Raw genomic sequence first — 24571 nt, 5'->3', positions numbered from 1 at the left:
AGGGGGTTTAAAAAACCCTTTTAATCAATCGTTTCACTTTTTGTTTGGCTTTAAAAAGCAAAAATTCTATAAGGAGTTTAGAAGAAAGCCTGGGCAGAAGGAATTCAAAAGAATGCCGTTTGTCTGAAAAAGACAGGATTTTATTAAGAGCGTGGATTTCTTGGGTTTCTTTATCCTTGTTTTGAAGGGATTCAAAGAGGTGATCTAAAAAGGGAGCGTTAAAATAGGCGTCTTTAAAAGGCGTTTGGATCAAAATTTCATGCCATTTTTTCGCGCCAATGACGCTTAAGAGTTTCCAGGGTTTATCGCCCCAAAAATGCAGCATGCGCGCTTCTTTGATGCTAGGGAATAAGGGCGTATCAAGGAAACTGGGGTGGGCATTGTAGGAGTAAGGCAATTCTAAAATCCTCCCACGGCACACAAAACACAAAGCATCTTGATCGGTAAATAAAAGTTTTTCATTTTTCAAAAGGAAAAATCCAACCAATTGGTTTTCCAGATTTTCTTCACGCCATGATTTTAAATTTAAGACTAAAAACCCGGCGTTAAAATAGTTGTCAAAAAGGATTTGCGCTTCTTCTAAATTAGGGAAAGCGTCAGCGACACCAATGGTTTTTGTGCGCATTTGGCGTAATTCGTATAAATCCTTAGCCGAATTCCTGCTCATAGCGATCAAATCTTTTTCTCTCACAGCCCCAAAATAATGATCATCAAGGGGGATAAAAAAGCTCTCGCTAATATCGCCCACAAACAAAGTGTCCACATCAAACATGATCATCTTTTCGTATTGGGGGAAAAGGGAAGCGAAAAAGAAACGGCACATGATCATTTTAGAAAAGCGTTTTTGACTAAAAGAATTGAGTTTTAAATACAATTTTTTAATTTCATTAGCTATTAAAGGACCAAGCTTATCATAATTATGGCGTGGTTCTAATTCTTCATCAGTAATATCCAAAAACTCTATGCTAGAAAAAGTGCTAAAAGGAGCGATCGTTTCTTCTAATTTGGCTATATTCTCTGGGCTTAAACCCTCCACCAAACAATGAATTTTATAAAAGAGTTTTACTCTCTCTCTCTCTCTCTCGTTTGGCGTTTGCTAGCATGGAAAATAAACTCACGCCAGCAGGGATACAATAATTGTTATCAAAAGCCACAACAATAGGGACAATCTCTTGCATGCATAATCCTTAAATCTTTAAATTGAACCTGCTTTTTGTAAAAAAAGGGGGGTTTGTGATTTTATCGTTTTTTTTTTTTTTTTTTCTACAATGAGCGAGCGACTTGCGAGTTTGTTTTATGGCATAATATCAGACTTCAATAAAAAGGTGTTTGATAAAAGGGTGCTTAATCAAAAAGTTTGGCTAGGGTTTTTGGCTTTGCATGGGGTTTTCCTCAGCGCTTTTGAGTATCAAATCAGCGCTAGAGTGGGATCGTTTTCGCGCATCGCTTTCAACCAGTCAGTCATCAATTCCAAAAAAGGGATTTACCCTACAGGGAGTTATGTAACCACTACCGGGGCTTTGCAAATTGATTCTAGTTTGCTCCCTAAAGGGATTGAAAACCACAAACTGGGTTTTGGGGTGGGGGGCGAAATAGGAGCGTTAGCGTATGATTCCACGAAATTTTTGATTGATGAAGCCAACCCTAAGGCAGGGTTTCAGCCAGCGAACTGGTATTACATGGGGCGATGGGAGGGCTATTTGATGCAACACAGCCAAAATTGGACCAGAGAGCAAAAGGCTCAAAACGCCAGGCCTTATGTGTTATACAATTTGTATTTAGATTATCAATATAAGGATATTTTTGGGATTAAATTAGGGCGTTACCCCTCTAAAGCTTTGTTTTTGAGCGGGTTTAATCAAGGGTTTGAGCTTTTTTACCGGTGGAAAAAATTTAGGATAGAGTGGTTTAGCACCTTTGGAAGGGCTTTAGCTAATGAGCAATCCATTAGAGATTTTTACGCTCCTGTCAATTACAAGCAAAAAACCAACTACGGCATGCACAATTTAAATCTCATTTACGAAAATAAATACATTAGGGTCGTGCCTTTTATTTGGTTTTACCCTAAGAATTTTAACGCTCCTGGATTTGAAATCACCCATGATACAAAGTCTTATTGGAAATCTGGTTGGCGCATCCAAACGACTTTTTACGCATGGTTCCCCCTTTATAGCGATTATTTGTCTAAAGATTATTACAGAGCCTCTTTAGTGGGTAAAAAAAGCGCGAGTTTGTTCGTGTTTCAAAGAGTGAATTTCCGCTCTTATCGTTTTGGCTGGAGCGTGTATAAGAATTTTGGGAACGCGAGCGTTCAATTAGGCTGGAACGGCTCACCCATTGATCCTTTTTACGACACTAAAGATGACACCCCTTATGAAGACGCTTATTCCAATTTTTACAACGCTAATTCCATAACGATTAACGCTTTTGTAGGGAAGAGCGTTAAAAATCTTTTGGTGCAATTGTATGGGAAATTGACCTATTCCCCAAGGGCTGATTCGCAAAGCTTAGGGGTTACTTTTAAATATAACCTTAAAAAACATATCTATTTCATGCTAATGGTTAATGGCTATCAAATCACGATGCATAAGGGTTATAAGGTAGGGTTTTTTACAAGCGGTTATAACCCTGATTTCGCTCAAACCATTCAAGATAGAAGCTATTTGATGAGCTCTATGAGTTATCGTTTTTAAAAAATTAAACATTCTTTCATGTTCTTTTTTTAAGCCATAGTATCCCCCTTTTAAGCGCGCTTTTATTGTATAATCTTAAAAATTTTATTAAAGGAAAAAGTTCAATGTCTAACCAAGAATACACCTTTCAAACTGAAATCAACCAGCTTTTGGATTTGATGATCCACTCTTTGTATTCTAATAAAGAGATTTTTTTAAGGGAGTTGATTTCTAACGCGAGCGACGCTTTGGATAAGCTGAATTATTTAATGCTGACCGATGAGAAATTAAAAGGGCTCAATACCACGCCTAGCATTCATTTGAGTTTTGATAGCCAGAAAAAAACCTTAACGATTAAAGATAATGGTATAGGCATGGATAAAAACGATCTCATTGAGCATCTAGGCACGATCGCTAAATCAGGCACGAAGAGTTTTTTAAGCGCTTTGAGTGGGGATAAGAAAAAAGATAGTGCTTTAATTGGCCAATTTGGCGTGGGCTTTTATTCGGCGTTCATGGTAGCGAGCAAGATTGTCGTTCAAACCAAGAAAGTAACTAGCGAGCAAGCTTATGCATGGGTGAGCGATGGTAAGGGCAAGTTTGAAATCAGCGAATGCGTCAAAGAGGAGCAAGGCACAGAAATCACCCTCTTTTTAAAAGAAGAAGATTCTCATTTTGCGAGCCGTTGGGAGATTGATGGCATTGTTAAAAAGTATTCTGAGCATATCCCTTTCCCTATTTTTTTAACTTACACCGATACGAAATTTGAGGGCGAAGGGGATAATAAAAAAGAAATTAAAGAAGAAAAGTGCGATCAGATCAATCAAGCGAGCGCTTTATGGAAAATGAATAAGAGCGAATTAAAAGACAAGGATTACAAAGACTTTTACCAATCGTTTGCACATGACAACAGCGAGCCTTTGAGTTATATCCACAATAAAGTGGAAGGCTCTTTAGAATACACAACGCTTTTTTACATCCCTAGCAAAGCGCCCTTTGATTTGTTTAGGGTGGATTATAAAAGCGGGGTCAAACTTTATGTTAAAAGGGTGTTTATCACTGATGATGACAAAGAATTGTTGCCGTCTTATTTGAGGTTTGTTAAAGGCGTGATTGACAGCGAAGATTTGCCCTTGAACGTGAGCCGTGAAATCTTGCAGCAGAATAAGATTTTAGCCAATATCCGTTCGGCTTCAGTGAAAAAGATTTTAAGCGAGATTGAACGCTTGAGCAAGGATAACAAAAATTACCATAAATTCTATGAGCCTTTTGGGAAAGTGTTAAAAGAAGGCTTGTATGGGGATTTTGAAAACAAAGAAAAACTTTTAGAATTGTTGAGATTCTATTCTAAAGACAAAGGAGAATTGATTTCTTTAAAAGAATACAAAGAAAATTTAAAAGAAAATCAAAAAAGCATTTACTACCTTTTAGGCGAAAATTTAGACTTACTAAAAGCGTCCCCCATTTTGGAAAAATACGCTCAAAAAGGCTATGATGTTTTGTTATTGAGCGATGAAATTGATGCGTTTGTGATGCCAGGCGTGAATGAATACGATAAAACGCCTTTTAGAGACGCTAGCCATAGCGAGAGTTTGAAAGAGCTTGGTTTGGAAGAAATCCATGATGAGGTGAAAGATCAGTTTAAAGATTTGATGAAAGCGTTTGAAGAAAATCTTAAAGATGAGATTAAAGGCGTAGAGCTTTCCAATCATCTCACTTCAGCGGTGGCTTTAATAGGCGATGAACCAAATGCGATGATGGCTAATTTTATGCGTCAAATGGGCCAAAGCGTGCCTGAAAGCAAGAAAACGCTAGAATTAAACCCTAACCATGCGATTTTGCAAAAACTCTTAAAATGCGAAGATAAAGAGCAGTTGAGCGCTTTTATCTGGTTGCTTTATGATGGGGCGAAGCTTTTAGAAAAAGGGGCTTTAAAAGACGCTAAAAGTTTTAATGAGCGCCTAAATAGCGTGCTATTAAAGGCGTTGTAGGGGTTAAAAACCCTTTTTAAGGGTTTGAACAAACTCGCTTTAACCTTTCAAGCACCAATCTCAAAACGGCGTTTGGAATGAACGGATTCGATAAAAGTCTTTTACGATCATTAAAAGATTGGTTCGTGGGGTTCGTGTTTTTCATTAAAACATTAAAAAGCGTAAAAGCCAGCTAAACGCAGCCTTTAGCTTAACTTCATTAAAACTAAAGTTCTATTTTCAATTCCTTGAGAGCGTCGCATGCTTCTTTAACGCCTGATTTGCAACCTTTTTTAAAGTTTTCTACCGCTTGCTTTTCGTCCTTTGCTGTGCCTTGGGCGTTGTATTGCATAACCCCTAAATTATAACACCCCCTACCATCATTCAATTCGCATGCCTTAGAATAACGAACAATAGCCTCCTTAAAATTCTTTGTTACACCATACATGTATCCCGCATTAATGCACCCGGGGCTGTCTTTTAAATCGCAAGCTTTTTCATACAAATCAAGAGCCTTTCTTAAATCCTTAGGCGTGCCTACACCATAATGGTGTAAGCTTCCTAATACCATACACCCTTCAGCATGGTTTAAGTCGCAAGCTTTAGAGTAATATTGTGAGGCTTTTTTAGAGTCTTTAGAAACGCCTTGTCCGTTATAATATAAATTTCCTAGCAGGCGGCACCCATAACCATCATTTAATTCACAACCTTTAGTGTAAAATTGAATGGCTTTTTTCAAGTCTTTTCCCACTCCTTTCCCTTCTTCATAGAACGCCCCTAAAAAAACACACCCAAAACCTTCTTTTAATTCACACGCTTTTTCAAAATGCGTTTTAGCTTGAGCGAAATCTTGCTTCTTTGTGCTCTCTATGCCTAAATTAACAAGCTCTTTAGCGTCTGGCTCTGCCATTAACCCTCTCAAGCACAACGCGCCCAAACACAAGACCCCAAAAAGGGTTTTTTGAACGCTTCCTAGCATGATATATCTCCTATTAAAAAAATGTAATTCTCTATAATTATAATCAAATATTGACGATTAAAGCTTTATTGAACCTTTATTGATGAGATAAAGAAAAAAATTATTTTTCTTTTAACTGCGTGTTGTTTGAGCTTAATTGCCATGCTAAAAGGGATACTTCTAAAGATAGGGCTTAAAAGAGTTTGTCTTAAAAAGTTGATTGAATCGCCCCTTTTTAAGAGTGGCTTGGTAAAAGCCCTTAAGAATTTTAATTTTTAACAACAGGAGCATGTAAAAACTGCAAAAACAAAAAAGGGTTAAAAAATTTAGCAAGCTTTGGTTACTTTGTCAAGCATTGCCCCACTCTTATAAGGCTATGATAAATGGATACTAGCATGCTAAAGCTTGAGTTGGTTTGGTGGTTTTTGCCAGCGAAAAAGGCGTTGGTATTAAAAATAAAACCCTTACGCCAAAACTCCCCATTCATTTCTCACTCAAATCCTCTAAAACCCCCAAAAACACCTTTTCTAAAAGCTCTAATTCCTTCAAGCTCACCCTTTCATCAATGGCATGGATCCTGTCATTAATAACGCCAAATTCCACCACTTCTATGCCGTGAGCGCTAAAAAATCGCGCATCGCTCGTGCCGCCTTTGGTGTTTAAAAGGGGGGTGGTGCGGCATGTTTTTAAAATATTTTCTTGTAAAACGCTGGTAAGCTTTGAATGAGAAGCCGTGATGAAAGGCGAACTGCTTGATTCTAATTCTAAAGTGTGAGGCAAATTTTTTAAAACCTTTTCTAAATATTCTTTCAAACTTTCTTTGGTGGTTTTTAAAGAATGGCGTGCATTAAAGGTAATTTCTACGCTCCCTGGAGTCACATTATTAGCCCCTAACCCTGCATGCAAGTTGGTGATGACTAATTTTGAAGGGTCAAAATATTCATCGCCATCGTCTAAATGAACTCCTGAAATTAAGGGCAAAACCGAAGCGAGCGCATCAATGGGGTTTTGGCATTTTTGCGGGTAAGCCACATGCCCTTGAATGCCTTTTAAAATGAGTTTGCCATTAATAGAGCCTCTTCGGCCAATTTTGATGCTATCGCCTAAGACTTTTTCGCAAGTGGGTTCAGCCACAATCGCCATATGAGGCAGCAAATCTTTTTCTTTGAGCTTTTCTAACATGAGTTTTGTGCCAAAAATCCCCGGCCCTTCTTCATCGCTTGTGAGTAAAACAGAAAGCAAAAAAGGGGTTTTAGGGTTAAATTGTAAGCTTGCGCTCAAAAACGCCCCCACGCCCCCTTTCATGTCTTGCGCCCCACGGCCGTATAAAAACCCCTCTTTAATGATGGGTTTAAAGGGATCGCTTTGCCAATTATCTCCAGGAGGCACGACATCAATATGCCCTGCAAAAGAAAAATGCAAGGGCTTAACATTTTCTTTTATATGCTTTTCTTTTGCATGTTCTTTTTGGGGGTTAAAAATGCGGTATAAAAAAAGGTTTTTCACGCCATTTTCCCCACATTCTAGGGTTTTAAAAGTGGGAAAAAGCGATTTAATGTATTCAAAAATACCGCATTCTTTGGGCGTAATGGTGGGGTAGCTGATGAGCTTTTGGGTGATTTCTAAAGCGTTCATTAAAAATCCTTTAAGAGTTTTTTCGCAAATAGATATACAAATGCAAAACATCTAAATTCGCCGGGGTGATCCCGCTGATTTCTGAGGCTTCAAAAAGGCTTTTGGGGCGGAATTTTTCTAATTTTTCTACCGCTTCTAAGCTAAGGCCTGGAATGCCTTTAAACACAAAATCTTTAGGGATAGACACTTTGAGCATGCTGTCCATTTTAGCGATATTTTCGTGTTGCTTTTCAATATAAATATTATACTTGCATTCAATTTTAATCTGCTCTAAAACCCGCTCGTTCAAGGGGGCTAAAAAGCTGAAAAAGGAGCGCATTTTTTCTAAATTAAAACTATCGCGCGCTAACAAACTAACGCCATCAACCTTGTCATTGATAGGGTTTTCATCTAATTCATTCAAGCGTTTTAACACTTCTTTGCTAGGGGTAAGGACGCATTCTTTAAGGCGTTTCAAGTTTTCTTGTATTGCTTGTTGGTCTTTTTTTAATTCCTTATAAAAATCTTCTTCCATAAGCCCTAAACGATAGGCATGTTCGCCTAACCTAAAAAGCGTGTTGTCTTCTCTTAAAAGCAAGCGGTATTCGGCACGGCTAGTAAACATTCTGTAAGGCTCATTCGTGCCTTTAGTAACCAAATCATCAATCAAAACGCCGATATAGGCTTCATTGCGCTTTAAAATAAAGGGGGCTTGATTCTTTAAGGCTAATGCCGCATTAATCCCAGCCATAAGCCCTTGAGCCGCCGCTTCTTCATAGCCGGTAGTCCCATTGATTTGCCCGGCCAAATAAAGCCCTTTGATTTTTTTGGTTTCTAAAGTGTGGGTCAATTCTGTAGGCTGGATAAAATCATATTCTATCGCATAGCCATAACGCGTGATGAGGGCGTTTTCTAAGCCTTTGATAGAATGAATGACCTTTTCTTGCACATCTAGGGGCAAAGAAGTGCTTAAGCCATTGATATAATATTCGCTTTTGTGAATGGTTTGAGGCTCTAAAAACAGCTGGTGGCGTTCTTTTTCGCTGAAGCGGTTGATTTTATCTTCAATGCTAGGGCAATACCTGGGGCCTATGCCTTCAATTTGGCCGCTAAAAAGGGGGGCTCGGTGGAAATTATCCCTAATGATTTGGTGGGTAATGGGGTTAGTGTAAGTGATGAAGCAAGAGAGTTGGGTGGGGTTAAAATCTTTGGTTTTATAGCTAAAATAGGGAGGGTTTGTGTCCCCAAAATGCTCTTCTAATCCTTCAAAATCAATGCTATTGCCCGCCACTCTTGGGCAAGTGCCGGTTTTTAACCTCTCCACCTTAAAGCCAAGCTCCCTTAAATTCAAGGCTAAAGAATTAGAGGCGTTTTCCCCAAAGCGCCCGTTTTGGTTTTGGTGCTCGCCAATATGCACCACCCCTTTTAAAAAAGTGCCTGTGGTGATGATCACTTTTTTGGCTCTATAAGTGTTGTTAATGTTCGTAGTTACGCCCACTACCTCATCGTTTTCAAGGATTAAACTTTCGGTCATTTCTTGAGAGACGCTCAAATTAGGGGTGTTTAAAACAAGATTTCTTGCAAAAATGCGGTAAGTATCCATATCAATTTGCGCTCTAGTCCCTCTAACCGCCGGCCCTTTAGAAGCGTTTAACACACGATATTGCAAACCGCTATGATCCGTAATAATCCCCATAGCCCCCCCTAACACATCCACTTCTTTAGTCAAATGCCCTTTACCCAAGCCCCCAATCGCCGGGTTACAGCTCGCCAAACCGATCGTGTCTATGAGCATGGTGATTAAATGCACTCTAGCTCCCATTTTAGCCGCAATCAAGCTCGCTTCAATGCCCGCATGCCCCCCACCAACCACTAAAATATCACTTTCTTTTACCACTCTTTTTCCTGTTTTGATTTTATTTTTCTAAAACCCTAGTTTTAAAAAAGTTTTATTGTAGCATGGAGGTTAGTAATTTTAAAGGGTAAAATAAAATGGAAAATCATTCGCATGCCGATACGCATACCGATACGCGCGCCGATGATAAAAGCACTAAGATCGTGCGCTTGTTGGGGTTAATAGGGGGAGCGTTAATCGCGCTTATTGTCTGTTATGTGCTTAATGTTCAAATGCCTCATATTGTAGAAGAAATCCCCAAGCTCAGTTCCTTAAATTATAAGGCGATGCCTGTTGTGGCTGGGGTGGCTGTTTTAATGGGGATATGGTGGATGACTGAAGCCATTGACTTGCCCGCAACCGCGCTTTTACCTTTGGTGCTTTTTAGCGTCTTTAGCGTGGATCAATTCTCTAGCGTTAGCTCTTCTTACGCATCGCCCATTATCTTTCTTTTTATGGGAGGGTTTATTTTAGCTTTAAGCATGCAAAAATGGAACTTGCACACACGCATCGCTTTAAGCATTATTTTATTAGTAGGCACAAGCCCTAGGAGGTTGATTTTAGGTTTCATGATCGCTACAGGCTTTCTGTCTATGTGGGTGAGCAATACCGCAACGGCGGTGATGATGCTCCCTGTTGGCATGAGCGTTTTGCAATTAGTCGCTAAACTGGTGGGTAAAGAAAACGCCTCTAATGCATTCTATCAAAAAGAAGAAATCACCAAAGCGCATGGGGGTATTATGAGTAATATCGTGCATAAGGGTAAAGATATTACCCAAGTCATTCAAGAAAAGACTACTATCTATCGCACGAATTTCAGTATTTGCTTGATGCTTGGTATCGCTTATTCTGCTTCTATTGGCTCTTTAGGCACTCTGATTGGCACGCCCCCTAACGCTTTATTAGCCGGCTATATGAAAACCGCTTTCAATATTGAAATTGATTTTGCTCAGTGGATGGTGTTTGGAACACCATTAGCCTTCATCATGCTCATTTTAGCGTGGCTCTTGCTCACTTATGCGATTTTCCCTTTAAAGATTAAAGAAATCCCAGGGGGTAAGGAAGTCGTTAAATCGGAGTTAAACAAACTAGGCCGTTTGAGTCAGGCGGAAATCTCTGTGGGCGTTATTTTTATTTTAGCGTCTTTAGGGTGGATTTTTTTAGGCGTAATGTTAAAATCTTGGGGCATTAAGATAGATAAAATTGATTCCGTGATCGCGATGGGGGTTTCTGCGCTTTTATTCATTTTGCCCGCTAACAATCAGGGCGATAGGCTCATTGATTGGGGTGTTGCTAAAAAACTCCCTTGGGATGTGCTGCTTTTATTTGGCGGTGGGTTAGCCTTGAGCGCGCAATTTTCTAAAACCGGGTTGAGTTTGTGGATCGGGCATTTGGTTTCTGGCTTTTCGCATTTACCGATTTTACTCATTATTGTCATGGTCACTTTAATGGTCATTTTCTTAACCGAAATCACTTCTAACACCGCCACCGCTGCGGCGTTTTTGCCGGTGATTGGAGGGGTTGCGATGGGCATGGGTTATGAAAACCACCAAAGCTTGTTATTGACCATTCCTGTAGCTTTGAGTGCGACTTGCGCGTTCATGCTCCCTGTAGCCACCCCACCCAATGCAATAGCTTATGGCTCTGGGTATGTTAAAATAACGGACATGATTAAAGCCGGTTTGTGGCTTAATTTAGTGGGCGTTGTTTTGATTAGCGCGTTTAGCTATTTTTTAGTTTCGTTAATATTTAATTGATTAAGGAAAAAAGTGAAAGAAGAGTTATTTAAAGAAAAGTCTCGTTACATTACAGGGGTTGTTTTAATCGTTGTGGCGGGCTTGATTTTGTATGCGGACAATTTGTTGTTGTTTTGGGCGGTTTTAGGAGGGATTTATGCGGTAGGGTTTTCTGAAGCGTTAAGACTATTCCAGGTTAAAGCGAGCTTTAGCTTGTATCTCATTTTAGTGTTGTCATGGGTAGCGGCGTATTTTAACGGGCATCCTGTAGAATGCGCTCTTATCAGTGCGATGGTCATGGCTAGCGTCATCGCTTATCAAAAAGCGCACCACAGCGAAGCCATTTTACCCTTTTTATACCCGGGCGTTGGGTTTTTTGCGCTTTTTGGGATTTATAAGGATTTTGGTGCGGTAGCGATCATTTGGCTTTTAGTGGTGGTGGTCGCAAGCGATGTGGGGGCGTTTTTTGGAGGCAAGCTTTTAGGCAAAACCCCTTTCACAGCCACTTCGCCGAATAAAACCTTAGAGGGCGCGTTGATTGGCGTTGTTTTGGCGAGCGTTTTGGGATCGTTTGTGGGCATGGGGAAATTGAGCGGAGGCTTTCTTATGGCGCTTTTATTCAGTTTCTTAATCGCGCTTATGGCGGTGTTTGGGGATTTGTATGAAAGCTATCTGAAAAGAAAGGCCGGGATCAAAGATAGCGGTAAGATTTTACCCGGGCATGGGGGCGTTTTAGACCGATTGGATTCCATGCTTTTTGGGGCTTTAGGCTTGCATGCACTGTTGTATTTTTTAGAAGTTTGGAAAGAGACGGCGGTGTTTTTAGGGGATTGAATGGTTGTTTTAGGAAGTACCGGCTCTATTGGGAAAAACGCCTTAAAAATCGCAAAAAAATTTGGCGTAGAAATAGAAGCCTTAAGCTGTGGGAAAAATATCGCTTTAATCAATGAGCAAATCCAAGTTTTCAAACCCAAGAAAGTGGCGATTTTAGATCCTAACGATTTGAATAATTTAGAGCCTTTGGGCGCGGAAGTGTTTGTGGGGTTAGAGGGCATTGATGCGATGATAGAAGAGTGCGTTTCCAATTTAGTCCTTAACGCCATTGTGGGCGTGGCGGGATTAAAGGCGAGCTTTAAAAGCTTACAAAGGAACAAAAAACTAGCCCTAGCGAATAAAGAGAGTTTAGTGAGCGCAGGGCATTTGTTAGACATTTCACAAATCACGCCCGTTGATAGCGAGCATTTTGGCTTGTGGGCGTTGTTGCAAAACAAGGCTTTAAAGCCTAAATCTTTAATCATTAGCGCGAGTGGGGGGGCTTTTAGGGACACGCCTTTAGAATTTATTCCTATTCAAAACGCGCAAAACGCGCTCAAACACCCTAATTGGAGCATGGGATCTAAAATCACCATTGATTCAGCGAGCATGGTCAATAAGCTTTTTGAAATTTTAGAAACTTATTGGCTTTTTGGCATGTCTTTAAAGATTGATGCGCTGATTGAAAGAAGCTCTATCGTGCATGCTTTGGTGGAGTTTGAAGACAACTCTGTCATCGCGCATTTAGCGAGCGCAGACATGCAATTACCCATAAGCTATGCGATCGATCCGAAGTTGGCCTCTTTGAGCGCGTCTATCAAGCCCTTAGATCTATACGCTTTAAGCGCGATTAAATTTGAACCCATTAGCATGGAGCGCTACACCTTGTGGCGTTATAAAGACTTGTTGTTGGAAAACCCCAAGCTTGGCGTGGTGCTGAATGCGATCAATGAAGTGGCGATGAAGAAGTTTTTAAATCAAGAGATCGCTTTTGGTGGCCTGATTAAAACCATTTCTCAAGCCTTAGAATTGTATGCTAAAAAATCTTTCAAGCTCTCTAATTTAGACGAAGTGCTGGAATTAGACAAAGAAGTTAGGGAGCGTTTTAAAAATTATAGGTAGTGTTGAATGAATGGTTTGATAAGGAGTTGATGCGTGTTTAAATCAGCTTTTGGTGCTTTTAGCTCTAATTTCTAGCGTTATAATCCATCTCGTTAGGGTTGCATAAAACCCCACTTTTTAAAAAAATGAAAGAATATTAAAGTTAAACAAGCTCATTGGATTAAAGCTACAAGCTTATAGCCTATTTCCTTACAAACTGCTTGTATAAAAATTCCTTTCTCCCTATGGCGATGATATGGTTGCGCATTTTATCATGCAAATCGCCTAAGAAAAAAGGGGCTTTTAAGGCGAGTTTAGGAATGTCTAGGGCATACACTTGAATTAAGTAATGGTGATCGCCATTAGGGGGCATGGGGCCGATATAGACGCTATTGTTGAGATTGGAGCGTTGTTTTTCGCTTTCATTAAGAGGAGAACGGATAAAGCCTTGAGTGAGCGAATTGACCCCTTGAGTAATCCTTTTATCCATCATGGAAGCGTTTTCTTCTAAAACATTGTAAGAAATATTGCCCACGACCCAATGGACAAACGGCATGCCACACACTTTTTGAGCGTCATGATCGATGAGTTCTAACGCATAGCTTTGAGCGCCTTCTACTTTTTGCCATGAGATTTTAGGCGAATAAGTGGGTAAGCCGTTTGGGTTGAGAAACCCTCTAGGAGCGTTACCGCCAAATTTAGCGTCCAAATACCCTTTTGAATCGGTTTGAATCATTACTTCAAAAGTTTTCATTTTAAGCCCTTTTTCTTTGAAATCGTTTTGCGTTTTTTATTGTAGCATGATCATAAAAACACATCTTAATTTGGAGCATGGTATTAGAATAATCATTTTTAATGATTAAATAGCTATTTATTTTTAGTGGTTAGTATTGAACGCATGGAAAGTAAAATAAATCGTTTGAGCGCCAAGATAGACGCACTATTGGAACAGCAAAAAAGAGTGATTTCTTTACTAGAAACTTATTTGAGCGTTTATCCCACCCAAGAGGCTTCAAATAAGTTTTTTAAAGGCGTTAGTCAAGGGATGGAGTTAGCCCCAGAAATCGCGCAAGAAGATGAAGAAAAACGCCTTTATGTGTTGCAATATTTAAGCCATGTGGATATTACTAAAAACAAGCAAGACTCCCAGCTCAAAAAAGATTGTTTGGAATTTATCCAAAGGTTTAATGTCCCAAAGCCTATTATGGTTACCGCTCTTTATAACCTTAGGGGCATTAAGCCCACTAAAAAAGAAGTGGCGAAACAATTGCAAAAACTCTATGTGTGGGAGAAGCGTTACCAACAAGGGGGGATAGACGCTTTAAAAGACAGGCGTGGGAGACCCCTTAAAAAACCTTAGGCGGGTTGGTAGTGGCTGTTGTTGGTTTTTGATAGGAGGATGTTCGCATTTCTCAAAATGTTTTCAAAAATTCATCTTATTTTAAGTTAAAATTAAGAAAATATCTTGTATTTAATCATAATTTAGACCTAGATAAGAAAATCTATGTAAAATTTTTAAGGAGAACACTCATTTGTTACAACGAATTTATTTAGACAATAACGCTACAACTAGGATTGACCCTAAAGTCAAAGAGACCATGGATCCTTTTTTAAGGGATCATTACGGGAACCCTAGCTCGTTGCACCAGTTTGGCACAGAAACCCACCCAGCCATTGCAGAAGCGCTAGACAAGCTTTATAAGGGCATTAACGCTAGGGATATAGATGATGTGATCATCACTTCTTGTGCGACAGAGAGCAATAACTGGGTGTTAAAGGGCGTGTATTTTGATGAATGCTTGAAAAAAGGCAAAAACCATATTATCACCACGGTTGCAGAGCACCCGGCGGTGCGATCCACTTGTAATTTTTTAGAAAGCTTGGGGGTGGAGGTTACTTACTTGCCCATTAATGAGCATGGGAGTATCACCGCAGAGCAAGTCAAAGAAGCGATCACAGAAAAAACCGCTCTAGTGAGCGTGATGTGGGCGAATAATGAAACCGGTCTCATTTTCCCTATTGAAGAAATTGGGGCTATTTGTAAAGAAAAGGGCGTGTTGTTCCATACCGATGCCGTGCAAGCGATTGGTAAAATCCCTGTAGATGTGTTGAAAGCGAATGTGGATTTCCTTTCTTTTAGCGCGCACAAATTCCATGGGCCTAAAGGCATTGGGGGGTTGTATATTAGAAGTGGGGTGGGATTGACCCCTCTTTTTCATGGCGGAGAGCATATGAATGGCAGGCGCAGCGGGACTTTGAATGTGCCTTATATTGTGGGCATGGGCGAAGCGATGAGATTAGCCGTAGAGCATTTAGACTATGAAAAAGAAGTGGTAGGGAAATTGCGCGACAAATTAGAAGAAGCGCTTTTGAAAATCCCTGATGTGATGGTGGTGGGGGATCGAGTCCATCGTGTGCCTAACACGACTTTAGTCAGCGTGAGAGGGATTGAAGGAGAGGCCATGCTGTGGGATTTAAACCGCTCTAATATCGCCGCTTCCACAGGGAGCGCGTGCGCGAGTGAGGATTTAGAGGCTAATCCTGTCATGGTGGCGATTGGAGCGAGTAAGGAATTGGCTCATACCGCTATCAGGCTCTCATTGAGCCGTTTTAACACGGAAGCTGAAATTGATAAAACGATTGAAGTTTTCTCTCAAGCGGCTATAAGATTGAGAAACATTTCAAGCTCTTATTAAAAAGAATATAAAGGAATCAAAATGGCAAAACATGATTTAGTGGGTTCGGTTCTCTGGGATGCATATTCTAAAGAAGTTCAAAGGCGCATGGATAACCCTACGCATTTAGGGGTCATCACCGAAGAGCAGGCTAAAGCCAAAAACGCTAAGCTCATTGTGGCGGATTATGGCGCAGAAGCATGCGGTGATGCGGTGAGGTTGTATTGGCTTGTAGATGAAAGCACGGATAGAATTGTTGACGCGAAGTTTAAAAGCTTTGGTTGCGGAACAGCGATCGCAAGCTCAGACATGATGGTAGAATTGTGTTTGAATAAAAGAGTCCAAGATGCGGTAAAAATCACGAATTTAGATGTGGAAAGAGGCTTGAGAGACGATCCGGACACGCCGGCTGTGCCTGGGCAAAAAATGCACTGCTCGGTGATGGCGTATGATGTGATCAAAAAAGCTGCCGGCATGTATTTAGGGAAAAACGCTGAAGATTTTGAAGAAGAAATTATTGTGTGCGAGTGCGCTAGGGTGAGTTTAGGCACGATTAAGGAAGTGATTAAGCTCAATGATTTAAAAAGCGTTGAAGAAATCACTAATTACACCAAAGCCGGCGCGTTTTGTAAAAGCTGTGTGAGACCGGGTGGGCATGAAAAAAGGGATTATTACCTAGTGGATATTCTTAAAGAAGTGCGCGAAGAAATGGAAGCTGAAAAACTTAAAGCCGCTGCGAATAAATCCCAAAGTGGGGAATTGGCTTTCAGGGAAATGACTATGGTTCAAAAGATTAAAGTGGTGGATAAAGTCATTGATGAAAATATCCGCGCTATGCTTATGATGGACGGAGGGGATTTAGAGATTTTAGACATTAAAGAAAGCGATGATTACATTGATGTGTATATCCGCTACATGGGGGCATGCGATGGGTGCATGAGCGCGACTACTGGGACTTTATTTGCCATTGAAAACGCCTTGCAGGAATTATTGGATCGCAGTATCAGGGTGTTACCGATTTGATTTGTTCTTTTTAGGGGGTGAAGGCCTTTTTCAAGCGAACGCTAATAAGCTCAAAATGAGGAATGATTAGCGCTTGCGACATTATTCATTATACGCTACTTTTATGCTAATATGCTATTTTGTTTGAAGCGATTTGCGATGATGATTGAAGGAACTTGATGGAAAACGACAAAAACACAGATGAAACTCACTTAAGGGGAACTAAAAATAAACTAGGACGCAAACCAAAAGCAGACGCTAATAAAAAAACTCGTGCGGTAAGCTTGTATTTTTCTGATGAGCAATACCAAAAACTAGAGAAAATGGCTAACGAAGAAGAAGAAAGCGTGGGATCTTATATCAAACGCTATATTTTGAAGGCTTTAAGAAAAATAGAGCAAAATGGCCCTTGATAACTTTTTAACTTGTTTTTAGTTTAGCTTTATGGGTTTTGCTATAGAACAAAACCAAAACCTTGTTTTTATCTGGTCTTTAGCTGTGTGATTTTAAAAAAGAGTGGTATTTTGGCTAAAAAAACTTCTTTATTTGAGTGTCAGCATTGCGGTTTTACAAGCCCTAAGTGGCTGGGTAAGTGCGTTCAATGCAACGCATGGGAGAGTTTTATAGAATTGAACCAAGCCCAAAAGGAAGTTTTACACGCGCTTAAAAAACCGCTCCCACAAGCGCAAAAAAGCGTTTCTATCGCTGAAATTGAGCATGAAGAAGTCATCAAGTTTTCTTCCACGCAAAGCGAATTGGATATTGTCTTAGGTGGGGGGATCGCTAAAGGAGGGCTGTATTTAGTGGGGGGGAGTCCTGGGGTGGGGAAATCCACTCTGCTTTTAAAAGTGGCTTCTGGCTTGGCCAAAAACCAGCAAAAGGTTTTGTATGTGAGCGGGGAAGAGAGCTTGAGCCAGATTAAAATGCGCGCCACTAGATTGGATTGCATAGAAAAAGAATTGTATCTGCTCAATGAAATCAATTGGCCTGTGATTAAGGCGAATATTGAGAGCGAAAATTATTTTGCTTGCGTGATTGATTCTATTCAAACGCTTTATTCGCCAGAGATTTCTTCAGCCCCCGGCTCCATTTCGCAAGTGCGAGAGATCACTTTTGAGCTCATGCGTTTGGCCAAAACAAGAGATATTGCTATTTTTATCATCGGTCATATCACTAAAGAAGGGAGCATCGCAGGGCCTAGAGTGCTAGAGCATATGGTAGATAGCGTGCTGTATTTTGAGGGCGATCCCAGTAGGGAATTAAGGATTTTAAGGAGTTTTAAAAACCGCTTTGGCCCTACGAGTGAGATCGGCTTGTTTGAAATGAAAGAGCAGGGTTTGGTGAGCGCTAAAGAAGCTTCAAGCTTGTTTTTTTCTAAAGAAGAGCCTATGGAGGGGAGCGCCATTACCATCACTTTAGAAGGCTCAAGAGCGTTGATTTTAGAGATTCAGGCGTTGGTGAGCGAGTGCAGTTTTGGAGCGCCCAAACGATTAGCGAACGGGTTTGACACTAACCGCCTTAACATGCTCATCGCTTTATTGGAAAAAAAGCTAGAAATCCCTTTAAACCGCCATGATGTGTTTATTAATGTGAGCGGGGGCATTAAGATTAGCGAGCCGGCTTGCGATTTAGCGGTCATTGCCAGTATCCTTTCAAGCTTTAAAAACAGAAAAATTGACAATAAAACGGCGTTTTTGGGCGAAGTGAGTTTGAATGGCAGGATTTTAGAAGCCCCTAATTTGAACGCTAGATTGAAAGAAATGGAAAATTACGGCTTTTTAAAAGCCATTTTGCCTAAAAAACCCAGTCAAAAAACCTCTATCAAATGCTATGAAGCCAATGCGGTAGGCAAGATTGTTGAATGGATGTGATTTTAACTTTTGTTACCTAATAGAACAGAGCCTTATTGAAATTTAAACTCAATTTAAAGAACAATTGCCATCTTTTTTAGTTATAATGGCGGACACCATTAAAATTAAAACAAAGGTTGTCAATGAAAATATTATCTTATTTGAAAAATTTTTATCTTTTTTTACTAATAGGAGCGATCATGCAAGCGAATGAAAATATGGGGGCTAAACACCCTAAAACCGATGAAAGAGTGATTTACTTGGCTGGGGGGTGCTTTTGGGGGCTAGAGGCGTATATGGAGAGGATTTATGGCGTCATAGACGCAAGCTCTGGTTACGCTAACGGCAAGACTTCAAGCACGAATTATCAAAAGTTGCATGAGAGTGATCATGCTGAAAGCGTGAAAGTCATTTATGATCCTAAAAAGATCAGTTTGGACAAGTTGTTGCGTTACTATTTTAAGGTGATTGATCCGGTGAGCGTGAACAAGCAGGGTAATGATGTGGGCAGGCAGTATCGCACAGGGATTTATTATGTCAATAGCGCGGATAAAGAAGTGATAGACAACGCCCTAAAAGAATTGCAAAAGGAAGTGAAAGGCAAAATCGCCATTGAGGTAGAGCCGTTAAAAAATTATGTGAGGGCTGAAGAATACCACCAAGATTATTTGAAAAAACACCCTGGTGGCTATTGCCATATTGATTTGAAAAAGGCGGATGAAGTGATTGTAGATAGCGATAAATACACCAAACCAAGCGATGAAGTTTTAAAGAAAAAACTCACCAAACTCCAGTATGAAGTAACGCAAAACAAACACACTGAGAAACCTTTTGAAAATGAGTATTACAACAAAGAAGAAGAGGGCATTTATGTGGATATTACCACAGGCGAGCCGTTATTTTCTTCAGCGGATAAATACGACTCCGGTTGCGGGTGGCCAAGCTTTTCTAAGCCCATCAATAAAGATGTGGTGAAATACGAAGACGATGAGAGCCTTAACAGGAAACGCATTGAAGTGTTGAGCCGTATTGGTAAGGCGCATTTAGGGCATGTGTTTAACGATGGGCCCAAAGAATTAGGGGGCTTAAGGTATTGCATCAACAGCGCGGCTTTAAGGTTTATCCCCTTAAAAGACATGGAAAAAGAGGGTTATGGCGAGTTTATCCCTTATATCAAAAGGGGTGAATTGAAAAAATACATCCAAGATAAAAAAACGCATTAAGAGGTAATGACTAAGCTCTCTTAAGGGGGGTTAAAATAGAGGGTTTAAGCGTTTGGGTTGTCTTATGGGTTATTTTAAAAAACGCTAAAAACCGCCTTAAATAATTCATTTTTTAATTACCCTTACCTTGAAAATATTCTTTTTTAAGTTTTATGGTTTTGTTCTCATCAAATAAAGATAACTAAAACTTTTTATTTTTTTAAAAATGGGGTTTTTAATTTTATTTTTTGTTTCAAACTCATTTTTTAAGGGGGTAGGGGGCTATCCCATTACAACCCCCAAACTAAACCCCCCTAACCCTAAAGAAGCGCTTTTTTAGAGATTATCGCTTGCTCATGAAAGCTTTTTGATATTAATTTTAAAAATGCCCTTGAGCGTTTTTAGATTTTTACCCCATAATGAGCTTGTGTAAAGTTGCTAAAATGCTTAAAGCATAAATGAGAAGCAAGAGGATTTTATGCACCTTTTCATTAGCCAAAGCAATCAGCTTAATGCCAATGCCCACCCCTAAAAACGCTCCAACACCGGTAATCACCCCAGCTTGAACGCTTATATCATCAAGAACCTTCCCGTTATAAAGAGAGATGACCCCAGATAAAGAAGCGAACACCACAAAAAATAGCCCCAAAGGCACGATTTTTTTAGAATCGTATTTCAAAAAGTAGCCCAAAAACGGCACCATTAAAATCCCCCCGCCCATGCCTAGCGGGATAGAAAAGATGCCGGTAACAAAACCGGCGAGCATCAAAACCCCATGCGTTCTATCCATAGACACAAAGGGGATTGCGCGCTTTTTTTCGGGCGTTTTGTTATTCGCATGCAAATCAAAATGCATTTCTTCAAAATGCTCTGGTTTCTTGTTGCTAGAAAAAGCGTATTTGATAAAGGTGTAGCACACCACCACCACAAACACGCTCATTAAAATTTTATCGTTAATGATCTTTAAGATAAAGCTCCCTAAAATCGCCCCCATTAGCCCTCCAAGCGCGGCAAATGAGCCTTCTCTCAAATCCAATAAGCCCTTTTTGTAATTGATGATAGAGCCGACCACTGAAGAAAAAAGCATTTGCATGAGCGAAATACCCACCGCATGGCTATAGCTAAAATGGGCAAAAATCGCACTAGGGACGACAATCTCCCCCCCACCAATACCAAAAAACCCGGCGGTAATGCCAGTAAATAGCCCCACAAGAGCCAAAATGAACGCTGTTGATTCTTCCATAAAAAACTCCCTAAATTCTAAATTATTACTTTATCAAAAAAGAGTGGTAATCTTTAAAAAATTTTCTTTAATGATTGCAAAAATAAGGTTTTGATTACTTTAATTTTATCGCTTGAGAGCGATTTATAAGAGATTATCCAAGATCTCTTTATTTGCTTAATTTAAAAAGGCTTTTAAGCGTTTTTAAACAAGCCCCCCTTTTTTTTAAAGAGGGTTTTTAGTAAGCAAACACATAATTGAGATACACGCTATAGAGCCTTCTGTATTTGAGTTCAGCCCCCATGAAAGAGTAATAATCCGTGTTAATGGTGGGGATTTTCACGCCCAATTCCATGCCATGCTGAGCGGCATGATCGCTGTCTTTTTTCTTAGGCCTAGCGAGATTCATCCTCAAGCCTAAATTGAATAAAAATTGGAAATTAGCCACATTCATCTTAGCGCTATAGATATTGCCCACCATGTTCAAATTCACGAATTCAGAATTAAGCCACGAAGTCCCGGCTAACGCAAAGCCACCAAAAAGCCCCACAGAAAGCTTGTTGTTTTTGCCTAAAAAGTTGGTGTTTTTATCGTTGATGAAGTTATAAAGTGCATCCATTCCCACCCCATAAGTCCACACATCAGAAGCGGAGTTAAAAAAATTAGATTTGATATAAGCATGGTTATAATCAAAGAAACCATAATACCTTAACCCCCAATTCCTTTTTTTACCAAAGAATTGCTTATAGCCCACTTGCACGCCGATGCCGTTCATCGCGCCGTTATTGTTTTGATAGTCAATCACGCCGATGCGCCTAAAAGGGTTTTTGCCTAATTCTTGCGCGGTGGTTTGGAGCTGGTTGTATTTGTTGGTATCCAAAGAATAAGTGAGCAAACCTTCTGGGGAATTAGGGTTTTGAGTGGCATGCGTCATGTTTTGAAGTGGCTTAGCGTTAGGCAAGTGAGAGATACCATTATTAATCGCTTTTGAGTCGTTCCCTAAAGTGTTAAGGGCTTCTTTAAAATTCAAAATGGTTTGAGCCAAAGCTTTTTCTTGATTGACCTGGTTGCCATAATAAGCGGTGTGTTGCACCAAAGAGTTTAAAGTTTCCTTCACAAACGCGCAACCTGAACCATAAGTGTTGTCGTTAATCACACCAGCCGATCCTGCGGTGCATTCTTCTAGATCTTGTTGGATAGGCCCTTGAATGCTGTGGAAATTGTTCGCTACTTGTTGGGCTAAATTTAAAATCTCTGCTTGAGCGTTAGCTCTGTTGAGCATTTCTTGAGCGAACCCTTTGTCTTCAGAAGTGTAGGGGTTGAAATTGTTGGGTTGCGTGATTTGGGCGTTTTCATTAGCGTTAAGCTGTTGGGTTTTTGCTAGGGCTGTTTGAGCGTTTTTAATCATCTCGTTAATAGCGTTAAAGCTATCGCCAAAAATATCCATCACAGTCCCAGTCTTGCCGCTAAACCCCCATGCCCCACCGCCACCATTCACATGCGGGTTTTGGGTGGTAAGGACATTGATGATAGTAGCGGCTTGTTGCAAAAGGTTTTCAGCGTCATTGACGCTACTAATCTTTAGCTGGATTGGGATTGATGAACCGCCTGAATAATAATTGCCATTCCCATTAGGGTAAGTGTATTCTGTGGTAGGGTTTTTTGTGAAAGTTTGATTGATATTGACTACCATATTTTTAGAGCTATTCAAGGCAGGCATCCCGCCTCCTTGATTTTGGTTTAAAGCGGTTTGGATGGTTTGATAAGCGGTATTGAGAACTTGGTATTCACTACTAGATAGGATACCATTGGGTCCTACATTGCTGGCTCCATTGCAAGTGGTGGTGGTCGTTCCGCTACCGGTGTTGTAGCTGTAGTTTGGCGTGTTGTCAAACGATCGAACGCCCCCATTTTCTAAATGTTCTGGGCCAAGATTGGGGCCAGGACCGCAACTGATCCCAAAGGCTATGACTTGCCACATGCCCACAGCGGCATTGAGCGCTAAAGCCACAGCTTGATAGGCCGGAGAAGTGGTGGTAGCGCTAGTGAGATTGATCGCGCTTGAGCTTAGATTATCAATCGCACCCGTGATCGCGCTCGGTGTGCTGGCCAGATTGACTAAGGAATTTAAGTAATTGTATTGGTTTAAAAGGTTGCTTAAATTATCGTATCTGTCCGCAAGATTTTGCAATGCTCCCGTGTTTTTCACTTTTTGAACCGCTTCACCGATTTGATAGCCCACACTCATGTAAAATCCGTCATCTTCAGCCCTTGATAATGAGAGCATGAGAGAAAGAGAGAGTAAGAGAGATTTTTTGATTTTCATGTTTTCTCCTTTTATTAGATTTTTGTTGGTTTCACATTCCCATGATAGTCATGTTTATGAAATTTCGCCATTTTACCATAAAATGCTTATTTTTAGCTTAAAATTTATATTTTGAAAAAAAAAAAAACAATTTTAAGTATTTTTTACAATAAAATATCATAGAGCTTGATTTAAGGAAAGGGATTTTATCCGGTTTGAAATTGGTTTTTAAATCTTTGGTTACAATCAAGCCATTCTAATAGGAAAGAAAGGCATGTTGGAAAAGATACAAAAAGAATGGCTGAGCAACATTCAAAAAGATTTGTTGTCTGGTTTTGTGGTGGGGCTTTCTGTGATCCCAGAGACGGCCGGTTTTGCGATCATGGTGGGTTTAGATGTGGGCGTGGCGTTTTATACGACCTTTTACATGGCTTTTGTTTTGTCTCTTTTTGGGGCTAGAAAGGCGATGATTAGCGCAGCGGCCGGCTCAGTAGCACTCATTTTGGTGGGCGTGGTTAAAAACTATGGGCTTGAATACGCGGGCGTGGCGACTCTTATGGCAGGGGTGTTGCAAATTCTTTTAGGCTATTTGAAAATAGGGAATCTTTTGAGATTTATCCCGCAATCAGTGATGTATGGCTTTGTGAACGCGCTAGGCATTTTGCTGTTAATGGAGCAATTCAAATTCCTTCAAAACCAAAATTTAGGGGTGTTTGTCTTGCTTGTTATTGGGATATTGATCATTTACCTCTTCCCCTTAATCACTAAAAAAATCCCCTCTAATCTAGTTTGTATCCTTATAGTGAGTGCGATCGCTTTAATTTTTGATACGCATGCGCCGAATTTAGGGAGCCTTGAGCAAGGGATTTCAGGCTTTCATTATATCATTATCCCAAAAAATTTGGATTTTAAAATTGTGGTAGGATTGTTGCCTTACGCTCTTTCTTTAGCGCTAGTAGGCACGATAGAAAGTTTATTGACCGCCAAAACTTTAGATATGATTTTAAAAGACGGCGTGAGCGATAAAAATAGAGAAACTAAAGCGCAAGGCTTGGGGAATATCATCTCAGGGCTTTTGGGGGGAATGACAGGGTGCGCTTTGGTGGGGCAGTCTATCATCAACGCAAAATCCGGGGCTAAAACCAGGCTTTCTACTTTTTTTGCCGGCTTTTCTTTAATGGTGTTAGTGCTAGTGTTTAATGAATATGTGGTTAAGATCCCCATTGTGGCGGTTGTGGCGGTGATGGTGATGATTTCTTTCACCACTTTTAATTTCCAATCCATTATTAACATTAAAAAAATCAAGCCCTATGACACGCTGAACATGCTCTTAGTCGTGGCGGTGGTTTTATACACGCATAATTTAGCGATGGGGGTTGTGGTGGGGGTTTTAGTCAATGCGTTATGGATCAAATCAAAAGGGATTGCGTGAAGTTTTGCTATAAAAAAGATGAGTTAAAAATATGGCTCCAGATGTAGGATTCGAACCTACGACCAAGCGGTTAACAGCCGCCTACTCTACCGCTGAGCTAATCTGGAATTTCGCTCAAAAAATAA

Annotated in this window: 21 protein-coding genes and 1 tRNA gene; 13 read left to right on the top strand and 9 right to left on the bottom strand. The window is 40.2% G+C overall.

The window, feature by feature from the left end:
* Nucleotides 1-7: 7 nt before the first annotated feature.
* Both D2C78_07940 and D2C78_07935 read right to left on the bottom strand, forming a co-directional pair.
* Nucleotides 8-1048, bottom strand: coding sequence for a glycosyltransferase family 8 protein (locus tag D2C78_07940; protein ID QEF35767.1), 1041 nt, complete (start codon nucleotides 1046-1048; stop codon nucleotides 8-10).
* A gap of 1 nt (nucleotide 1049) precedes the next feature.
* Nucleotides 1050-1178: a glycosyltransferase family 8 protein gene (locus D2C78_07935; GenBank protein QEF35766.1), complete on the bottom strand. Its 129-nt coding sequence runs from the start codon at nucleotides 1176-1178 to the stop codon at nucleotides 1050-1052.
* 162 nt (nucleotides 1179-1340) lie between these two features.
* On the opposite strand from D2C78_07935, the gene hofA reads away from it, so the two are divergent.
* Both hofA and htpG read left to right on the top strand, forming a co-directional pair.
* Entirely contained in the window at nucleotides 1341-2693 is a 1353-nt protein-coding gene (gene hofA / locus D2C78_07930) for an outer membrane beta-barrel protein HofA (GenBank protein ID QEF35844.1), read from the top strand.
* 104 nt (nucleotides 2694-2797) lie between these two features.
* A complete protein-coding gene (gene htpG / locus D2C78_07925; GenBank protein QEF35765.1) occupies nucleotides 2798-4663 on the top strand; it encodes a molecular chaperone HtpG in 1866 nt (621 codons plus the stop codon).
* Nucleotides 4664-4868: 205 nt separating this feature from the next.
* Here htpG and hcpA read toward each other — a convergent pair whose 3' ends face one another.
* From hcpA to mnmG, 3 genes are all read right to left on the bottom strand, one after another.
* Nucleotides 4869-5621 (bottom strand): Sel1-like repeat protein HcpA, encoded by a 753-nt coding sequence (gene hcpA / locus D2C78_07920; GenBank protein QEF35764.1) that lies wholly within the window; start codon nucleotides 5619-5621, stop codon nucleotides 4869-4871.
* Between the two features lie 462 nt (nucleotides 5622-6083).
* Nucleotides 6084-7235: a succinyl-diaminopimelate desuccinylase gene (locus D2C78_07915; GenBank protein ID QEF35763.1), complete on the bottom strand. Its 1152-nt coding sequence runs from the start codon at nucleotides 7233-7235 to the stop codon at nucleotides 6084-6086.
* A 10-nt stretch (nucleotides 7236-7245) separates the two neighbouring features.
* The gene (gene mnmG / locus D2C78_07910; protein QEF35762.1) at nucleotides 7246-9111 is read right to left on the bottom strand and encodes a tRNA uridine-5-carboxymethylaminomethyl(34) synthesis enzyme MnmG; all 1866 of its coding nucleotides are present in this window, start codon (nucleotides 9109-9111) and stop codon (nucleotides 7246-7248) included.
* 95 nt (nucleotides 9112-9206) lie between these two features.
* Between mnmG and D2C78_07905 the strand changes: the two genes are divergently transcribed.
* From D2C78_07905 to D2C78_07895, 3 genes are read left to right on the top strand one after another with little or no spacing between them, the layout of a single operon-like run.
* The gene (locus D2C78_07905) at nucleotides 9207-10865 is read left to right on the top strand and encodes a DASS family sodium-coupled anion symporter (protein QEF35761.1); all 1659 of its coding nucleotides are present in this window, start codon (nucleotides 9207-9209) and stop codon (nucleotides 10863-10865) included.
* A 12-nt stretch (nucleotides 10866-10877) separates the two neighbouring features.
* On the top strand, nucleotides 10878-11678 hold the full coding sequence (locus tag D2C78_07900) for a phosphatidate cytidylyltransferase (protein ID QEF35760.1): 801 nt from the start codon (nucleotides 10878-10880) through the stop codon (nucleotides 11676-11678).
* Nucleotides 11679-12779, top strand: coding sequence for a 1-deoxy-D-xylulose-5-phosphate reductoisomerase (locus tag D2C78_07895; protein QEF35759.1), 1101 nt, complete (start codon nucleotides 11679-11681; stop codon nucleotides 12777-12779).
* Nucleotides 12780-12960: 181 nt separating this feature from the next.
* On the opposite strand, the gene D2C78_07890 is transcribed toward D2C78_07895, so the two are convergent.
* Complete coding sequence (locus D2C78_07890) at nucleotides 12961-13512, bottom strand: YbhB/YbcL family Raf kinase inhibitor-like protein (protein QEF35758.1); 552 nt, start codon at nucleotides 13510-13512, stop codon at nucleotides 12961-12963.
* 126 nt (nucleotides 13513-13638) lie between these two features.
* Here D2C78_07890 and D2C78_07885 point away from each other — a divergent pair, with 126 nt between their 5' ends.
* The 7 genes from D2C78_07885 (at nucleotide 13639) to msrB (ending at nucleotide 19508) form a co-directional block, all read left to right on the top strand.
* A complete protein-coding gene (locus tag D2C78_07885; GenBank protein QEF35757.1) occupies nucleotides 13639-14118 on the top strand; it encodes a helix-turn-helix domain-containing protein in 480 nt (159 codons plus the stop codon).
* A 47-nt stretch (nucleotides 14119-14165) separates the two neighbouring features.
* Nucleotides 14166-14312 (top strand): cysteine desulfurase, encoded by a 147-nt coding sequence (locus D2C78_07880; GenBank protein ID QEF35843.1) that lies wholly within the window; start codon nucleotides 14166-14168, stop codon nucleotides 14310-14312.
* Complete coding sequence (nifS, locus tag D2C78_07875) at nucleotides 14291-15454, top strand: cysteine desulfurase, NifS family (protein QEF35756.1); 1164 nt, start codon at nucleotides 14291-14293, stop codon at nucleotides 15452-15454. Before D2C78_07880 ends, nifS begins: the two co-directional genes overlap by 22 nt.
* A gap of 21 nt (nucleotides 15455-15475) precedes the next feature.
* A complete protein-coding gene (locus tag D2C78_07870; protein ID QEF35755.1) occupies nucleotides 15476-16456 on the top strand; it encodes an iron-sulfur cluster assembly scaffold protein NifU in 981 nt (326 codons plus the stop codon).
* 158 nt (nucleotides 16457-16614) lie between these two features.
* Nucleotides 16615-16848, top strand: coding sequence for a CopG family transcriptional regulator (locus D2C78_07865; protein ID QEF35754.1), 234 nt, complete (start codon nucleotides 16615-16617; stop codon nucleotides 16846-16848).
* A gap of 87 nt (nucleotides 16849-16935) precedes the next feature.
* Nucleotides 16936-18306 carry a DNA repair protein RadA gene (gene radA / locus D2C78_07860; protein QEF35753.1) on the top strand — a complete coding sequence of 457 codons (1371 nt, stop codon included), beginning with the start codon at nucleotides 16936-16938 and terminating at the stop codon, nucleotides 18304-18306.
* A 122-nt stretch (nucleotides 18307-18428) separates the two neighbouring features.
* On the top strand, nucleotides 18429-19508 hold the full coding sequence (gene msrB / locus D2C78_07855; protein ID QEF35752.1) for a peptide-methionine (R)-S-oxide reductase: 1080 nt from the start codon (nucleotides 18429-18431) through the stop codon (nucleotides 19506-19508).
* Nucleotides 19509-19896: 388 nt separating this feature from the next.
* On the opposite strand, the gene D2C78_07850 is transcribed toward msrB, so the two are convergent.
* Complete coding sequence (locus D2C78_07850; protein QEF35751.1) at nucleotides 19897-20730, bottom strand: sulfite exporter TauE/SafE family protein; 834 nt, start codon at nucleotides 20728-20730, stop codon at nucleotides 19897-19899.
* 217 nt (nucleotides 20731-20947) lie between these two features.
* On the bottom strand, nucleotides 20948-23029 hold the full coding sequence (locus tag D2C78_07845) for an outer membrane protein (protein QEF35842.1): 2082 nt from the start codon (nucleotides 23027-23029) through the stop codon (nucleotides 20948-20950).
* Nucleotides 23030-23273: 244 nt separating this feature from the next.
* On the opposite strand from D2C78_07845, the gene D2C78_07840 reads away from it, so the two are divergent.
* Nucleotides 23274-24446 carry a SulP family inorganic anion transporter gene (locus D2C78_07840; GenBank protein ID QEF35750.1) on the top strand — a complete coding sequence of 391 codons (1173 nt, stop codon included), beginning with the start codon at nucleotides 23274-23276 and terminating at the stop codon, nucleotides 24444-24446.
* 32 nt (nucleotides 24447-24478) lie between these two features.
* On the opposite strand, the gene D2C78_07835 is transcribed toward D2C78_07840, so the two are convergent.
* Nucleotides 24479-24553 (bottom strand) — tRNA-Asn (locus D2C78_07835).
* Nucleotides 24554-24571 lie beyond the last annotated feature (18 nt).

The organism is Helicobacter pylori (assembly GCA_008032935.1).
Taxonomy (GTDB): Bacteria; Campylobacterota; Campylobacteria; order Campylobacterales; family Helicobacteraceae; genus Helicobacter; species Helicobacter pylori_CX.
Note: the sequence above shows the minus strand (reverse complement) of the source record. Positions and strands in the feature narration are given on the sequence as shown.

What these genes read in the sequence shown, in the direction of transcription:
- D2C78_07935 (QEF35766.1), bottom strand. Translation starts at nt 1,178, where the DNA reads ATGCAAGAGATTGTCCCTATTGTTGTGGCTTTTGATAACAATTATTGT.
- htpG (QEF35765.1), top strand. Translation starts at nt 2,798, where the DNA reads ATGTCTAACCAAGAATACACCTTTCAAACTGAAATCAACCAGCTTTTG.
- hcpA (QEF35764.1), bottom strand. Translation starts at nt 5,621, where the DNA reads ATGCTAGGAAGCGTTCAAAAAACCCTTTTTGGGGTCTTGTGTTTGGGC.
- D2C78_07915 (QEF35763.1), bottom strand. Translation starts at nt 7,235, where the DNA reads ATGAACGCTTTAGAAATCACCCAAAAGCTCATCAGCTACCCCACCATT.
- D2C78_07905 (QEF35761.1), top strand. Translation starts at nt 9,207, where the DNA reads ATGGAAAATCATTCGCATGCCGATACGCATACCGATACGCGCGCCGAT.
- D2C78_07895 (QEF35759.1), top strand. Translation starts at nt 11,679, where the DNA reads ATGGTTGTTTTAGGAAGTACCGGCTCTATTGGGAAAAACGCCTTAAAA.
- D2C78_07890 (QEF35758.1), bottom strand. Translation starts at nt 13,512, where the DNA reads ATGAAAACTTTTGAAGTAATGATTCAAACCGATTCAAAAGGGTATTTG.
- D2C78_07870 (QEF35755.1), top strand. Translation starts at nt 15,476, where the DNA reads ATGGCAAAACATGATTTAGTGGGTTCGGTTCTCTGGGATGCATATTCT.
- D2C78_07865 (QEF35754.1), top strand. Translation starts at nt 16,615, where the DNA reads ATGGAAAACGACAAAAACACAGATGAAACTCACTTAAGGGGAACTAAA.
- msrB (QEF35752.1), top strand. Translation starts at nt 18,429, where the DNA reads ATGAAAATATTATCTTATTTGAAAAATTTTTATCTTTTTTTACTAATA.
- D2C78_07850 (QEF35751.1), bottom strand. Translation starts at nt 20,730, where the DNA reads ATGGAAGAATCAACAGCGTTCATTTTGGCTCTTGTGGGGCTATTTACT.